Source organism: Accumulibacter sp. (genome assembly GCF_016789985.1).
Taxonomy (GTDB): Bacteria; Pseudomonadota; Gammaproteobacteria; order Burkholderiales; family Rhodocyclaceae; genus Accumulibacter.
Genome location: NZ_JAEUOL010000107.1, coordinates 1 through 15,537 on the forward strand (window position 1 = coordinate 1; position 15,537 = coordinate 15,537).

Annotated in this window: 12 protein-coding genes and 1 pseudogene; 2 read left to right on the forward strand and 11 right to left on the reverse strand. The window is 60.4% G+C overall.

Going from position 1 to position 15,537, the window contains the following annotated elements; all coding sequences use genetic code 11:
• Nucleotides 1-570 (forward strand): annotated as a pseudogene (prfC, locus tag JNK99_RS06335) (peptide chain release factor 3); the annotation flags it as partial.
• Nucleotides 571-693: 123 nt separating this feature from the next.
• Nucleotides 694-1,404, forward strand: coding sequence for a YceH family protein (locus JNK99_RS06340; protein WP_291850264.1), 711 nt, complete (start codon nt 694-696; stop codon nt 1,402-1,404).
• Nucleotides 1,405-1,486: 82 nt separating this feature from the next.
• On the opposite strand, the gene JNK99_RS06345 is transcribed toward JNK99_RS06340, so the two are convergent.
• From JNK99_RS06345 to nuoH, 11 genes are all read right to left on the reverse strand, one after another.
• The gene (locus JNK99_RS06345) at nt 1,487-2,641 is read right to left on the reverse strand and encodes a two-component system response regulator (RefSeq protein ID WP_291850267.1); all 1,155 of its coding nucleotides are present in this window, start codon (nt 2,639-2,641) and stop codon (nt 1,487-1,489) included.
• 18 nt (nt 2,642-2,659) lie between these two features.
• Nucleotides 2,660-5,035: a response regulator gene (locus JNK99_RS06350; RefSeq protein ID WP_291850271.1), complete on the reverse strand. Its 2,376-nt coding sequence runs from the start codon at nt 5,033-5,035 to the stop codon at nt 2,660-2,662.
• Nucleotides 5,035-7,017, reverse strand: a complete 1,983-nt coding sequence (locus tag JNK99_RS06355; RefSeq protein ID WP_291850273.1) for a PAS domain S-box protein — start codon at nt 7,015-7,017, stop codon at nt 5,035-5,037. The genes JNK99_RS06350 and JNK99_RS06355 overlap by 1 nt, the downstream gene beginning before the upstream one ends.
• A 134-nt stretch (nt 7,018-7,151) precedes the next feature.
• Nucleotides 7,152-7,712, reverse strand: coding sequence for an NUDIX hydrolase (locus JNK99_RS06360; RefSeq protein ID WP_291850276.1), 561 nt, complete (start codon nt 7,710-7,712; stop codon nt 7,152-7,154).
• A 64-nt stretch (nt 7,713-7,776) separates the two neighbouring features.
• Nucleotides 7,777-9,249, reverse strand: a complete 1,473-nt coding sequence (gene nuoN / locus JNK99_RS06365) for an NADH-quinone oxidoreductase subunit NuoN (protein WP_291850295.1) — start codon at nt 9,247-9,249, stop codon at nt 7,777-7,779.
• Between the two features lie 27 nt (nt 9,250-9,276).
• Nucleotides 9,277-10,761: an NADH-quinone oxidoreductase subunit M gene (locus JNK99_RS06370; protein ID WP_291850278.1), complete on the reverse strand. Its 1,485-nt coding sequence runs from the start codon at nt 10,759-10,761 to the stop codon at nt 9,277-9,279.
• 23 nt (nt 10,762-10,784) lie between these two features.
• Nucleotides 10,785-12,890, reverse strand: a complete 2,106-nt coding sequence (gene nuoL / locus JNK99_RS06375; RefSeq protein ID WP_291850281.1) for an NADH-quinone oxidoreductase subunit L — start codon at nt 12,888-12,890, stop codon at nt 10,785-10,787.
• 2 nt (nt 12,891-12,892) lie between these two features.
• Nucleotides 12,893-13,198 (reverse strand): NADH-quinone oxidoreductase subunit NuoK, encoded by a 306-nt coding sequence (nuoK, locus tag JNK99_RS06380; protein ID WP_291850284.1) that lies wholly within the window; start codon nt 13,196-13,198, stop codon nt 12,893-12,895.
• Between the two features lie 86 nt (nt 13,199-13,284).
• Nucleotides 13,285-13,887 (reverse strand): NADH-quinone oxidoreductase subunit J, encoded by a 603-nt coding sequence (locus JNK99_RS06385; protein ID WP_291850287.1) that lies wholly within the window; start codon nt 13,885-13,887, stop codon nt 13,285-13,287.
• 12 nt (nt 13,888-13,899) lie between these two features.
• On the reverse strand, nt 13,900-14,388 hold the full coding sequence (gene nuoI / locus JNK99_RS06390; protein WP_291850290.1) for an NADH-quinone oxidoreductase subunit NuoI: 489 nt from the start codon (nt 14,386-14,388) through the stop codon (nt 13,900-13,902).
• Between the two features lie 10 nt (nt 14,389-14,398).
• The gene (gene nuoH, locus JNK99_RS06395) at nt 14,399-15,451 is read right to left on the reverse strand and encodes an NADH-quinone oxidoreductase subunit NuoH (RefSeq protein ID WP_291850293.1); all 1,053 of its coding nucleotides are present in this window, start codon (nt 15,449-15,451) and stop codon (nt 14,399-14,401) included.
• Nucleotides 15,452-15,537 lie beyond the last annotated feature (86 nt).

A 15,537-nucleotide genomic window follows, 5' to 3' on the forward strand; every position in this document is an offset into this window, starting at 1 on the left:
CTGACCTTCATGGCCAACGAGCGCCTGCTGATGGAAGATGCGGTGGCCGGCGACATCATCGGTATCCACAACCACGGCAACCTGCATATCGGCGACTGCCTGAGCGAAGGCGAGACCCTGGACTTCAAGGGCATCCCCTACTTTTCGCCGGAACTCTTTCGCGCAGCGCGCTTGCGTGACCCACTGAAGAGCAAGCAACTGCTCAAGGGGCTGCAGGAACTCGGTGAAGAAGGCGCCATCCAGGTCTTCGAAAACCTGGCGAGCGGCGCGCTGCTGCTCGGCGCGGTCGGCAACCTGCAGTTCGAAGTCGTCGCGCAGCGCCTGCAGACCGAGTACAAGGTCGATGCCATCTTCGAATCGGCCGACATCTACACCGCGCGCTGGCTGACTTTCCCCGACGACAGCACGCGCCGCGCCTTCGAGCGAGAGCAGCTCCACCGCATGGCCAAGGATGTGGACGGCAATCCCGTCTATCTGGCGAGCACGCGCTACAACCTGGAGGTGACGAGCGAGAAATGGACCCAGGTCGGTTTCCACGACTCGCGTGAGCATGGGCAGTTATTCGCCTGACCCGGCCTTGCGTTGGCCAGCAAGCGCAACGTTGCTGGCCCGGCCACACGCCACCACCGTAAGTCCGCTGGCACTCGCGGGACCCGAACCCGGAATCTTGCCAGAAGCCAAGAGGAAACGACCATGCCACAGCCTGCCGCCAACCCACCGACCCTGAGCGTTCTCCAGGCACGCATTCTGGGTGTGCTGATCGAGAAGGAAAAGACCACCCCCGACACCTATCCGCTGACCTTGAACAGCCTGACTGCGGGCTGCAACCAGAAATCGGCGCGCGATCCGGTGCTCAATGTTGCGGAAAGCGAGGTCCAGGCGGCACTCGAAGAACTGCGCAGCCGCGTTCTGGTGCTCGAAACCTATGGCGCATCGGGTCGCGTCCTGCGCTACGCCCAGAACTTCGGCAAGGTGTACAGTGTACCGGCGGCCAGCGTCGCCCTGCTCGCCACCCTGATGCTGCGCGGTGCGCAGACGGTCAGCGAATTGCGCGCCAACAGCGAGCGACTGTACCACTTTGATGACAGCTCATCGGTTGACGCCTATCTGCAGGAGCTGACCACGCGCAACGCCGGCCCGCTCGTCGTCCGCCTGCCCAGGCAGATCGGTGCGCGTGAACATCGTTGGGCGCACCTGCTGTGCGGTGCAGCAGAGCCGTCGCTCGATCCCACAGCAGAGCTTGCCGCCACGAGCGTCGACCAGCAGGCCGAACTGGTGGCACGGGTAAGTCGACTGGAAGACGCGGTGGCCGAACTCCGGGCACTGTTCGCGACACTGACCGCCGGGCGCAGCACGGCTCCCGATCTGGCCGAGGCAGACCAGCCAGCCCGACTGAACCGCTGACCCTGGCGACGGGCCGCCGGGGGCAGCGGGTTGACACGGTCTGACGCCGGGAAGCGGCCAGGCGAGGCGGGGCGCTGCCGCTTCAGGGATCGACGGCGACTGCCTGCGACAGATACTCGATCTTTTTCCGCAGATCGTCCTCGGAATCGGGATAGCGCTGGGCGATCGAGCGAAACTCTTCCTCCGCCTGCAGGAAGGCGTCGACCACATCGGGATCGAAATGCACGCCGCGACTTTGGACGATCACCTGCACCGCCTGTTCATGCGTCATCGGCGGCTTGTAGACCCGGCGGCTGATCAGCGCATCGTAGACATCGGCAACCGCCATCAGCCTCGCCGATGCCGGGATGCTCTCACCGGAAAGCGCTTCCGGATAGCCGCTGCCGTCCCATCGCTCCTGATGACAGAGCGCGATTTCCTTGGCAATGGTCAGGAACTCGACCTGCCTGCCAAGCCAGTCCTCGGCCGACTGGATGGCATCCCGGCCAAACAGCGGATGCCTTTTCATGATCTCCATTTCATGCGGCTCGTAGCGCCCTGGCTTGAGCAGTATACGATCGGGAATGCCGACCTTGCCGATATCATGCAGGGGAGCCGACTTGCACAACACCTTGATATTCTGGTCGGTAAGGAAATCCGCGAAACGCGGATGCGGCCGCAAGGTCTCGGCGAGAATCCTGACGTAGAGCTGCGTGCGCCGAAGGTGTTGACCGGTTTCGGTATCCCGGGTTTCGGCCAACGACGCCATGGCCATTATGGTTACATCCTGAACCGCTTCGAGTTCACTGGTTCGCCTGGCCACCTCTGCTTCAAGGAAGTCATTCTTGCTGCGCAGGAAGTCGGTGCTTGCCTTCAGCGTAAGCTGGGTAGCGACACGCGCCATCAGGATCGGCGGGCTGATCGGCTTGGTGATGTAGTCTGCGGCACCCAGCGCCAAGCCCTTCTGCTCGTCCTCGATCTCCGACTTGGCGGTCAGGAAGATGATCGGAATGTAGCGTGTCTGCGCATCGGCCTTCAGACGCCGGCACACCTCATAACCATCGATGTCCGGCATCATCACGTCGAGCAGAATGAGGTCGGGGGGCGTCCTGGAAGTGGCGATCCGCAGTCCCTTGTCGCCGTGGTTGGCCACCTTGACCTTGTAACGCTCCTTGAGCAACGCCGACATCAGGGCAAGGTTGCCCGGGGTGTCATCGACCACCAGAATGGTTGCCTTGTTGTTTTCATTCACGTCCATGGCAATCATCACTCCTCGTCAAACTGCAATTCCGACCACGGCGGCACTCGCCAGCAAAGCCCCCAGGCCGGCTTCATAATCGAAGCTACGGACAGCCGTCTCGATATCTCGATAGCTGCTGCCAAAAGCGGCGCTCAACAACCCGGCCTCGGCATCGAGCAGATCACCGGCTTCGGAATCGCTTTCGGCCAGCAGGCCAGCCAGTTTGCGGCATACCTGCTGCAGGCGCAGCGGATCAAAGTTTGTCGCCATCTCGCCAGGCGACTCCGGCGGCAATCTGGGCAGCAACTCGCTGACCAGTGCGCCCAGCATTCTATCCGTAGATTCGAGCAAGACCGCAATGGGTTGTCGCTCAAACCCACCGCCGATCGCCGCTTCGAGTCGTTCTGCCTGCCGTTGCAGTTGGCGAGCGCCAATATTACCCGCCAGTCCCTTCAGGGTATGCGCCAGGCGTTCAGCGGTGCCTCCCGCGCCGCGCTCCAGAGCAGCACCAATCTCGCTGGCAACATGCTGCTGACCGGCGACAAACTTGCGTAGCATCGACCAGTAGAGCTGTGTCCTGCCGAGCACCCGCCGCAACCCCTCGGCCGTATCGAGACCCGGAATATCGATCATGGCTTCAGACGACGGACCAGGCTCGAGACGCCCCGCAGACCGCGCTCCCGGCTGGGGTAGCGACTGCTGCGGAGGGATCCATTTGAGCAGCACCCGCCAGAGTTCGCTCGGCTCGATTGGTTTAGCGACGAAATCGACCATGCCGGACGCCAGGCACTTACGCCGGTCGGCCGGCATGGCATTGGCTGTCATGGCAACGATCGGCAAGTCTGCGCGCTCGGCCATCTGCCTGATGGCGAGGGTGGCGCTGACACCGTCCAACAGCGGCAGATGCATGTCCATCAGCACGATATCGTAGGCTACAGCGCGCACCTTGCGCACCGCTTCCGCACCGTCCCCCGCCAGGTCGACCACGAGCCCGGCGCCGACCAGCAACTCGCTTGCCACTTCCTGATTGAGTTCATTGTCTTCGACCAGCAGCACGTGCGCACCCCTGATGCTCGCCAGTTGCTGTTCGATCTCGGGCAGTGGCGGCGAGGCACCGGGTATGTCGCCCGGCGCATCGCCCAGCAGGCGAATGACGCAATCGAAAAGCAGCGAGGCGTTGACCGGTTTGAGGAGCACATCCTTGATCCCTGCGGCGCCAGCTTTCTCGAGCAGTGCCTCGGAACTGTCCGCCGTGATGATCACCAGGCGTGGCGCGGGTGAGAGACCGAGGGCCAGAATCTGGCGGGCCGTCTCGACCCCATCCAGGTCGGGCATCAGCCAGTCGACAAAGACGACGTCGTAGGGCTGCACGGACGCCTCTGCGAGTTCTTCGACCGCCGCCTTGCCCGACGGCTGATCGCTGACCACAAAGGTTATCGCTTGCAACAGTTCGCGGAGGACGTTGCGCGCGCTGTCGTTGTCGTCAACCACCAGCACGCGTCTGCCGCGCAGGTCGGGACTGGGCAGGCGGCTACTCACCGCCCGCCCAGGTCGGCCCAGACGAGCGGTAAACCAGAAGCTTGAACCCTTGCCGTATTCGCTCTGCGCTCCGACTTCTCCGCCCATCAGCTCGACCAGCTTTCTAGCAATTGCCAGGCCCAGACCCGTACCGCCGAACCGGCGCGTGGTCGAAGTGTCGGCCTGGGAAAAGCTTTGAAACAGGCAACCCATTTGCTCCTCGGTCAGACCGATTCCGGTATCCCTGACAGCGAAATGGAGCAACAGGCTGTCGCCCTCCACTGCACGCACGCTGACGCAAACGGCGACCTCCCCGTGCTCGGTAAACTTGACGGCGTTGTTACAATAATTGATCAGCACCTGCCCGAGACGTAAGGGGTCGCCAATCAACAGCCGGGGCACCGCCGGGTGCACATCGAACACCAGTTCAAGACCCTTGGCGCTGGCCTTGCCGATCGTCAGGTTGGCCACGTTGTCAAGCACCTCCTCGAGGGCGAATTCGGTCTGCTCCAGCGTCAGCTTGCCCGCTTCGACCTTCGAGAAATCGAGCACATCATTGACGATTGCCAGGAGATGCTGACCCGAATCCTGGATCTTCGTTACATAGTCGCGCTGACGCGGGCTGAGCCTGGTCTGCAGCGCGAGATGTGTCATGCCGATGATGGCATTCATCGGGGTGCGAATCTCGTGACTCATGTTGGCGAGAAAACCGCTCTTCATCCGGGCCGTCTCCTCGGCCAGTTCCTTCGCCTCGCGCAGCGAGTCGGCCGCGGCACGCTCACTGGTGACGTTCTCGAACATCCACACCGTTCCCTGCGACAGCCTGCCGGGGTCGACCGCACGGCCGCTGATTCGGCACCAGAAACGCGAGCCGTCCTTGCGCCACAGCTCCATCACCCGCTGGACGATCTGGCCCCCCCCGGATCGGCATTCAGTTCGCGGGCCAGCGCCTCGTCTGCATCGGCCGGCAAGTATAGTCCGGGCGCCTGGCCGAGCAATTCCTCGACAGCGTAGCCGAACAGTTCCTGCACCCGGCGGTTGGCGTTGACCAGCACACCGTCCCGGACGAAGGCAATGCCAAGGCTGGCGGTTTCAAAAATTGCCATCTGTTCTTCATGGGCTTGCCGCAAGCGTTCTTCGGCCGCCTGCCGCTCGGTGATGTCGCGCAAAACGATGACCGAACCAACCAGTTGCCCGGCCTTGTAGAATGGTGTGGTAACGTACTCGACGGCAAGCGGCGTACCGTTTTTGCACCACAAGACTTCATTGGCTACCTTGCGCACCTGTCCATCCTGCGCGGTTCGCTGCATGGCGCAGCTTTCGCCCGGCAAGTCGCTCCCGTCCGGGTAAGCGTAGTGCACCATGGCATGGAACTGCTTGCCGAGCAGTTCATCGCTGTCATAGCCGAGCAGCGCGAAGACCGCCGGATTGGCGAAGATCATGCGTCCGATGTTGTCGAGACCAACGATCCCGTCACTCACCGCACCGAGGATCAGCCGGCTGTGTTCTTCGAGCGCAGCCAGCTCGGCAGCCTGATTTTCCAGTTGCGCGGCCTGCTGCTGCGTTGCTTCGAGCAGTCGGCGAGTTCGCGTATTGCGCTCGATGATCTCCAGCGTGAGCGCGAGCAGGGGCAGCAGGCCGTCCAGTACGGCTCGTTCGTCCTCACTGAAGACCCGGGAACCGTGCAGTTCGATCACCGCTAGCGTCTTCCCGAAACGGACGACCGGTACCAGCTGCATCACGACGGCCGCACCAGAACGCACCTCAGGAAGAGCAACCAGGTCTTGCGCTGCTGGCTGTGTGATGACCAGGGGCTTGCCGAGCGTCGCACACTCGCCGACGGGACCATCGTCAGCGCCCACCACTTCCCGGGCTTGCCCGGCGGCGTGACCGTAGCGACCAATGCTCTTCAGTGTCTGTCCGTCTTCGGTAACGATGAAAAAAGCACCCTGCGACACGCCAAGTACCGGTCCCAGGTTGGACAGGAGCTTGTGCGCCAGCTCCGTGAAGGTCACCGCCTGTTGCAGTTCAGCCGAGATTGCCGCAATGGTCGCTCTGATCCAGCGTTGGGCCGCCATCGCCTGATGGACGTTCTGCAGGACGGCCACCCCGCGGCCAATTTCGCCAATCTCGTTTTCCTGTCCCTGCTCGGGAATGGCCTGGCCAAGTCGCCCCTGGGATAATGCGACGATGCTGTCGCGCAGGCGGCGCAGGGGAAGAGTGATCGAGCGGGCGAAAATGACCGCCGTGAAGAGCAGCAGACCAAGACTGCCGAGAATGAAGTAGATGGCCTGCCGACGCTCCTGCTGGTAAATCCGGGTCGCCCGCTGATGCATGGCCAGCGTGCTGACGGCGGCAACCTGGCCGATCTGTTCGAGTCGTGTGGCCAGCTCGGCGGCGACCGAGCCTGGTGCAGAATCCATCACGCTCGACCAGTGAGCACGGCCTGCCGCGGAGTTCACCTGCTCCAGAATCGCGGAGCGCTCGGCGACCAGCGCCAGATATAATCTTTCTGTCTGTGCAAGATCGCCCGGATCGCCGTCGTATGAGGCATGCAGACGATGCACTCCAGCAACGAACCTGGCGTCGCAATGAAGCAGCTCATCAGCAAAGCGCTGGCGCTTTTCCGGATTTCGCTCGCTGATCAGATTATGCAGCACAAGTTGCATCGCCAGCAACTCGTACTTCATATCCTTGACCGTCAATAGCGTATCGTTAGTATAATGGTAGAAGCTCCGGTTGATCTCGGCAAGGGTGCGCAGCTGCGGAAAGATCGACAAACCCATGGCAAGTACGGCAACGATGGCCACTGCGGCAAGACCCAGCATGCGCCGGGACACCGTCAGTCGTTGAAGGTAGGCATTCAGGATCTCCAAGGCATCCCCGATGCAGCGGAGCAGCTCTGGCCAGACGCGGATCCTCGGTGATCTCCCGGAAGAGATCTATCGGCGCACGCCGCCGGCGCCCCGCTGACAGGCGATGCGTCTACCCACTTGCGGTGCACGCCGGCTCACCAGTTGGCCTGGATGACTCTTTCGGCCCAGAAGAGCGCGGCGATCGTCTTTGCGTCGGTGATGGTCCCGGCCTGCACCGCGGCCACCGCCTCATGCAACGACAGGCTGAGCACATCCAGGAACTCGTTGCTGTCGGGTGTGGGATCGGTTTCGCGGTGCAAGCCGTGCGCCAGATAGATCTCGATCCGTTCATCCGAATAGCCGACACAGGGATGCATCACGCCCAAGTGACGCCATTCTGCCGCATGATAGCCGGTTTCCTCGATCAGTTCGCGCCGGGCCGTAGCCAGGATGTCCTCGCCGGGATCGATCTTGCCCGCCGGCAGTTCGAGGAAGGAACGGCGCAGCGGATAGCGGTACTGCCGTACGAAGAGGAGTCGCTGCTCGTCGAGCTCGGCAATGACCACCACCGCGCCCTGGTGACGAATGTACTCGCGCAAGCACTCCCGGCCGTCCGGCAGGCGCACACGATCGCGACGCACATCGAGCAATTTCCCGCCGAAAACCTGAATGCTCTCCAGTTCCTGCTCGGCCAGATGTGGGTAATTGTCGTCCATTGTTCGACTCCCAAAAGACGACGCCCCGACCGGCGGGGCGTTCAGGTCCCAAACGGCCGCGACTTCAGAGCGAGCGCAGCAACGAGAAGGCACAGAGCGACATCAATGCTTGCGGGAAGATGCCCAGCAGCGCAACCGCCAAGCCGTTCGCCGACATGAGAATCTTCATGTCCAGCGGGGCAGCGATCGGCGTCATGCTGGCCGGTTGATCGAAGTACATGATCTTTACCACGCGCAGGTAGTAGAAACAACCGATCAGCGAAAAAGCGACTGCGACGATGGCCAACCAAAGGTAGCCGGCGGCGACAACCGCCTGCAACACTGAGAACTTGGCAAAGAAGCCGACGAAGAAGGGTACCCCGGCCATCGAAAACATCATCATCATCATCACGGCGGCGAACCATGGGCTGCGCTTGTTGAGCCCCTTGAAGTCGTCGATTTCCTCGGATTCGAAGCCATTGCGGGCGAGCAACAGGATCATGCCGAAGGTGCCCGCGCTGGTCAGCACATAGGTAATGACGTAGAACATCGACGAACTGTAGGCATTAAGCGCAAAACGCGCGTCTCCGCCAACCACTCCGGTGACCATACCGAGCAACATGAAGCCCATGTGCGAGATCGCCGAGTAAGCCAGCATGCGCTTCAGGTTGGTCTGCGCGATGGCGGCAATATTGCCGATGGCCATCGACAGCACCGAGAGCATGATCAACATCGTCTGCCAGTCCTGCGAAACCACGATCAGCCCGTTGACCAGGAGACGAATGACCATGGCAAATGCGGCCAGCTTGGGGGCAGTGGCGATGAACAGGGTGACAGCCGTCGGTGCGCCATGATAGACGTCCGGTATCCACATGTGGAAGGGAACCACACCCAGCTTGAAAGCCAGGCCGGAGACCAGGAAAACGAGACCGAAGACAAGAATCCCCCGGTCGACCTGACCCAAGTAAAGGCGCTCGGCGATCGCCGTGATCTCCAGCGTTCCGGCCGCTCCATAGATCATCGACATGCCATAGAGCAGCAGCCCCGAAGCGAGAGCACCGAGCACGAAATACTTCATTGCCGCCTCGGTGGCCGGGACCGAATCACGGTTCATTGCGACCATCGCGTAGAGCGAAAGCGACAGCAGTTCGAGACCGATGTACACCGTCACCAGATGGTTTGCCGAGATCATGACCATCATGCCGAGGGTGGCGAAGAGCGCCAGCGAGTAGTACTCACCCCTCGCCATCTGTTCGCGTTCGACGATATAGCCGCGCGAATAGAAGAGGACGACAATCACCGTGAGATAAAGCAGCAGTTTCAGCAGATCCGCCATCAGATCGCCAACATACATGTTGCTGAACGTGTAGGCCACCTCGCCCGAACTCGTTGCAAAGGTGACGACCGCCGCTCCCACTAAGGTCAGCTGCGTTGCAACGAAGGTCAGCGTCCGCTTCCTGTCCTTCACCAGCAAATCAAGCATCAGAATCAGGCAAGCCATCAGCAACATGAAGATCTCCGCGCTGGCAAGGCGGAGGTCCGGGATTTGGAACTGCAGTTCGGCAAGAGTCATAGCGGCTACCAGTTATTGGATCTTGCTGAGGGCGACGTGACGCAGCAGCTCATTGACCGAGCTGTGCATGACTTCGGTAAACGGCTGAGGATAGAGGCCCATGCCCAGCGCACCAATGGCGAACAGAACGAAAATCAGGAACTCGCGGGAATCGATGTCGGCAAGTTCAGCCACGTGGTGGTTGGCCACGGCGCCAAAGACCACCCGCTTGTACATCCACAGGGTATAGGCAGCCCCGACGATCATCGTCGACGCAGCAGCAAAGGCGACCCAGAAACTGTAATCGACAGCAGCCAGGATGACCATGAACTCGCCAACGAAGCCCGAGGTAGCCGGCAGGCCGGCATTGGCCATCGCGAAGAGCATGAAGAAGGCGGCGAACTTGGGCATCTTGTTCACCACGCCGCCATAGTCGGCAATCTGCCGCGAGTGTGCCCGGTCATACATGACGCCGATCGAGAAGAACATGGCGCCGGATACGAAGCCGTGCGAGATCATCTGCACCAGCGCACCTTCCACCCCCATGGCGCTGAAAATGAAGAAGCCGAGGGTCACGAAACCCATGTGGGCGATCGACGAATAAGCCACCAGCTTCTTCATGTCGTCCTGCACCAGCGCAACAAATCCGATATAGATGATGGCGATCAGCGACAGCGCAATTACCAGGCCAGCGAGTTCGTGTGAGGCGTCGGGCGTTATCGGCAGCGAGAATCGCAGGAAGCCATAGGCTCCGAGCTTCAGAGCGATGGCCGCCAGCACGATCGATCCGCCGGTTGGAGCTTCGACGTGCGCGTCAGGCAACCAGGTATGTACCGGCCACATCGGCACCTTGACGGCAAAGGCCACCAAGAAGGCAAGGAACAGCCAGGTTTGCGCGTTCATCGGGATGGGCATCCGATGCCAGTCGAGAATCGAGAAGCTGCCGCCCGAGTTGATGAAAAGGTAGAGCAAGGCGATCAGGAAGAGCAGCGAGCCGAACAGTGTGAAGAGAAAGAATTTGAATGCCGCGTAAACGCGGTTCGGCCCACCCCAGATACCAATGATCAGATAGAGCGGAATCAGCGATGCCTCGAAGAAGACGTAGAACAGGACACCGTCGAGCGCCGAGAAGATCCCGTTCAGCAGACCGGACATGATCAGGAAACCGGCGTTGTACTGCGCGACCTTGTTGTCGATCACCTGCCAGCCAGCCAGAATGACGGTGACCGTGATGAAACTGTTGAGAATGACGAACAGCATCGAGATGCCATCGACACCCAGATGGTAGTTGACATTGAAGCGCTGAATCCAGGGCTTCAGTTCGACGAACTGCATGGCCGGCGTGTGCAGGTCGAAACCGGTATACAGCGGAATCGTCACCACCAAGCCGGCGACGGCACCGATCAGCGAGAGCATCCGTGCCAACGGTGCGTTGCGATCGGAGCCCGTCGCCAGGATAACCAAGCCGGCGAGAATCGGAACCCAGATGGCAAGAGAGAGAAGCGGCGTGCCTGACATATCGTTCCCAGTCTTTCTCTAGCTCAGGCGCGCGTGACCCAGAGGGTCATCAAGACGAACACGCCGATAATCATCGTAAATGCATAGTTGTAAATGTGACCGGTCTGGAACAGGCGAACCACGGTCGCGAACCAACCCACGAAACGTGCGGAGCCGTTGACGATGATGCCGTCGATCAGGCCGGTATCGCCGCCTTTCCAGAGACTCCGCCCGAGCAGGCGTGCGCCGCCGGCGAAAAACACCTCGTTGAACTTGTCGAAGTAATATTTGTTGTCAAGCAATGCGTACAGCCAGCCGAAGCGTGCCTTAATCGTTGCCGGGATATCCGGACGTTTCATATACAGGAACCAGGACAGCGCGACGCCCAGGAAAGCCAGCCAGAACACTGGGGTGCTTACCGCGTGTGTGGCCATTGCGAAAGCGCCGTGGAAGTGATGGGCCAGCTCCTCCATCACCGGATGCGCCGCCGAGTCGACGAAAATCGCGCCCTTGAAGTAGCCCCCGAACAGCATCGACTCGATCGCCATGTAACCGATGAGCACCGACGGGATGGCCAGCAGGATCAGGGGCAGGGTCACCACCCACGGGGTTTCGTGCGGCTTCTGGCCGGGCGCCAGTCCATGATGGTGTTCATCATGCGAGTCGTCTGCACGGTGAGCGTGTTCGTCGTGACCGGCTGCATGTCCGGCATGGACGGCGTGCTCGTCCGGCTTGGCGTGCGTCGCGGCAGGCTCGTCGTGATGCGCCGACGCCTTGCCAAAACGCTCTTCGCCGTGAAACACCAGGAAGTACATCCGGAAGGAATAGAAGGCCGTTACGAAGACGCCCGCCATCACGGCAAAATAGGCAAAACCGGAGCCCGGGACATGCGACAGAGCCACGGCTTCGATGATCGAATCCTTGGAATAGAAACCGGCGAAGAAGGGCGTGCCGATCAGAGCCAGCGAGCCAATCAGCGAGGTGATCCAGGTAATCGGCATGTATTTGCGCAAACCGCCCATGTTGCGGATATCCTGGTCATGATGCATGCCAATGATCACCGAACCGGCAGCGAGGAAGAGCAACGCCTTGAAGAAGGCGTGCGTCATCAGATGGAAGATCGCCACCGAGTAGGCCGAAGCGCCCAAGGCGACGGTCATGTAGCCGAGCTGCGACAAGGTCGAATAGGCGACCACACGCTTGATGTCATTCTGGATGATGCCGAGGAAGCCCATGAACAGCGCGGTGATCGCGCCGATCACGATGACGAAGGACAGCGCGGTGTCGGACAGTTCGAACAAGGGTGACATGCGCGCCACCATGAAGATCCCGGCGGTCACCATCGTCGCCGCGTGGATCAGCGCCGAGATCGGGGTCGGACCTTCCATCGAGTCGGGCAGCCAGACGTGCAGTGGCACTTGCGCCGACTTGCCCATCGCCCCGATGAACAGGAGGATGCAGATGGCGGTCATCAGCGCAACGCCCTCCCCCTGGCCGAACAGTGCCAGGGGAGTGGTATGGGCCGCCACTTCCGGCGCCTTGGCGAATACGGAAGCATAGTCCAGCGTGCCGAAATGGGCCAGCACAAGACCAATGCCGAGGATGAAACCGAAGTCGCCGACGCGGTTGACCAGGAAAGCCTTCAGGTTGGCAAAGATCGCGGTCGGCCTGGTGTACCAGAAGCCGATCAGCAAATACGACACCAGACCAACCGCCTCCCAACCGAAGAAGAGCTGCATGAAATTGTTGCTCATCACGAGCATCAACATCGAAAAGGTAAACAGCGAGATGTAGCTGAAGAAACGATTGTAGCCGGGGTCGTCCTGCATATAACCGATGGTGTAGATATGTACCATCAGCGAGACGAAGGTAACCACCAGCATCATCGTGACCGTCAACTGGTCGATCATGAACCCGACCTCGAAGCGATAGTCTCCTGAAGTCAGCCACTGGTAAACAGGCCCGTTGTAGGTGTTGCCGGCCATCACGTCCCTGAAGATGAAGTAGGAAGCAAAGCAACTGATCGCCACGCCGGCGATGGTCACGCCGTGCGCCACCCAGCGCGGAATCACGCGACAGAACAGACCCGCGATGATGGCGCCGAAAAGGGGGGCCAGGGGAACCAGCAGGTAAAGCTTTTGCATTTCCATGATCAACCCTTCAGGCTGTCCAGATCATCCACGTGGATGGTCTTCAGGTTGCGGAACAGGACAACGAGAATCGCCAGACCAATCGCCGACTCGGCGGCAGCCACGGTCAGGATGAAGAAGACGAAAACCTGCCCGGCGAGATCCTGAAGGTAATGGGAAAAGGCGATGAAGTTCATGTTCACCGCCAACAGCATCAGCTCGATCGACATCATGATGATGATCAGGTTCTTCCGGTTGAGGAAGATGCCGACGACGCTGGTCGCAAACAGGATCGCGCCCAGGATCAAAAAATGGGACAGTGTAAGCAAGGTGCCTCCCTGGTTCCTTTATGGGGTGGGACGTCGCCGCCACCCGGTCTTGTTCTCGTGCTGCTACGGCTGCCTCGGGCGCCCGCTCAGTCCCTCTTCTCGGCTGGCATCTGCAACACGCGATAGCGGTCCTTGGCTTTGACGAACACCTGCTGCGACGGGTCGACCGCCTTGTTCTTCCGCTTCCCGCGCTGGGTCAGAGCCACGGCGGCGACAATCCCGACGAGCAGGATGATCGACGCCAGTTCGAACGGATACACGTAGTCGGTGAACATCAGGCGCCCAACCGCCTGTACATTGCTGTCCCCGACGCTGGTCTGCGGCAGACTGCTCTCCATCAGGCCCAGGTAGTTGCCACCCAGCACCAGCCCCATCTCGGCGACCATCAACAACGCGATGATGGAACCCAGAGGCAGGTAGCTCCAGAAGCCTTCACGCAGTCGGTCGAGGTTGATGTCGAGCATCATCACCACGAACAGGAACAGGACCATCACCGCTCCGACGTAGATCAGAACGAGTGCGATGGCAAGAAACTCGGCCTGCAGCAGCATCCAGATGCCGCTCGCGGTGAAGAACGCAAGGACCAGAAAAAGGGCCGCATGTACCGGATTGCGCGAGGTGATCACGCGCACTCCGGCGAGCACGAGGATCGTCGAGAGAAAGTAAAAAACGAAGGTTCTGAATTCCATCGCGTCGGCCTGTCAGCGGTATTTCGAGTCAAGTTCGCGGTCTTCGGCGATCTGCGCTTCATAGCGGTCACCGTTCGCCAGCAACATCGCCTTGGTGTAGTAAAGGTCACCTCGCGTCTCGCCGTGGTACTCGTAAACCCGCGTTTCAACGATCGCATCGACCGGACATGCCTCTTCGCAGAAACCGCAGAAAATGCATTTGGTCAGATCGATGTCGTAACGCGTGGTCCGCCGCGACCCGTCGGCGCGCTGAGCAGACTCGATGGTGATGGCCAGCGCCGGACAGACCGCCTCACACAATTTGCAGGCAATGCAGCGCTCCTCGCCATTGGGATAGCGCCGCAGGGCATGCAGACCACGGAAGCGGAAGCTCTGTGGCGTTTTCTCCTCGGGATACTGAACGGTGATCTTGCGGGCGAACATGTAGCGGCCGGTAACCGACATCCCCTTGAACAGCTCCTTAAGCAAGAGGCTGTTGAATATTTCCTTCATCGAACCCATGGCTAGCCTCTCACTTCCAGATGTTCAGGGGCGACATCATCCAGCAGCCAACAATGATCAGCCAGATCAGGCAAAGTGGAATGAACACCTTCCAGCCGAGACGCATGATCTGATCGTAGCGATAACGTGGGAAAGTGGCGCGAATCCAGAGGAAAAAGAACAGGACAGCGGAAATCTTCAGGAAAAGCCAGAGGATGCCGTCGGGCAGGAAACCAAGCGGCGACAGCCAGCCACCGAGGAACAGGATCGAGGTCAGCGTCGATACCAGGATCATGTTGGCGTATTCGGCCAGGAAAAAGACCGCAAAAGCCATTCCCGAATACTCGACATGAAAACCGACGATCTCGGATTCGCCTTCCGCCATGTCGAACGGCGCACGATTGGTCTCGGCGACGATCGATACCAGATAGACGATGAACATCGGCAACAACGGCAGCCAGTTCCAGGAAAGGAAAGCCAACCCCTTGTCCGCGAAATAGCCCTTGCCCTGACCGAGCACGATATCGCCGAGATTGAGACTGTTCGACACCATCAGCACGACGACCAGAGCCAGTCCCATGGCCACTTCGTACGAGATCATCTGCGCTGCCGAGCGCATGCCACCGAGGAATGCGTACTTGGAGTTCGATGCCCAGCCCGAGAGGATGATTCCATACACGCCGATCGACGTGATCGACATGATGTACAGTAGGCTTGCATTGACGTCTGCCAGGACCAGCGTGTCGCTGAACGGAACCACCGCCCAGGCGGCGAGAGCTGGGGCAAACGCGAACATCGGAGCGATCAGGAAAACGCCCTTGTCGGACCCCGTCGGGATGACGACCTCCTTGAGCAGCAGTTTCAATCCATCGGCAATCGGTTGGATCAATCCCCACGGACCGACGCGGTTCGGTCCAATGCGCACCTGCATCCAGCCGATGATCTTGCGTTCCCAGAAGGTCAGGTAGGCGACCGCAAGAAGCAGGGGCGCGATGATCAGAACAATCTTGAGCAGCACCCAGACGAGCGGGAAGACCGACCCGAACAGACCCTGCAACAGTCCTTGCAGCGCATCGACCATCATGCACGCTCCACTTTGATCGCACCGAACATGTCGCCCAGCGCTGCCGTCGAACCATGGGCCGCGGCTACCCGAAGACAGTCCGCCGG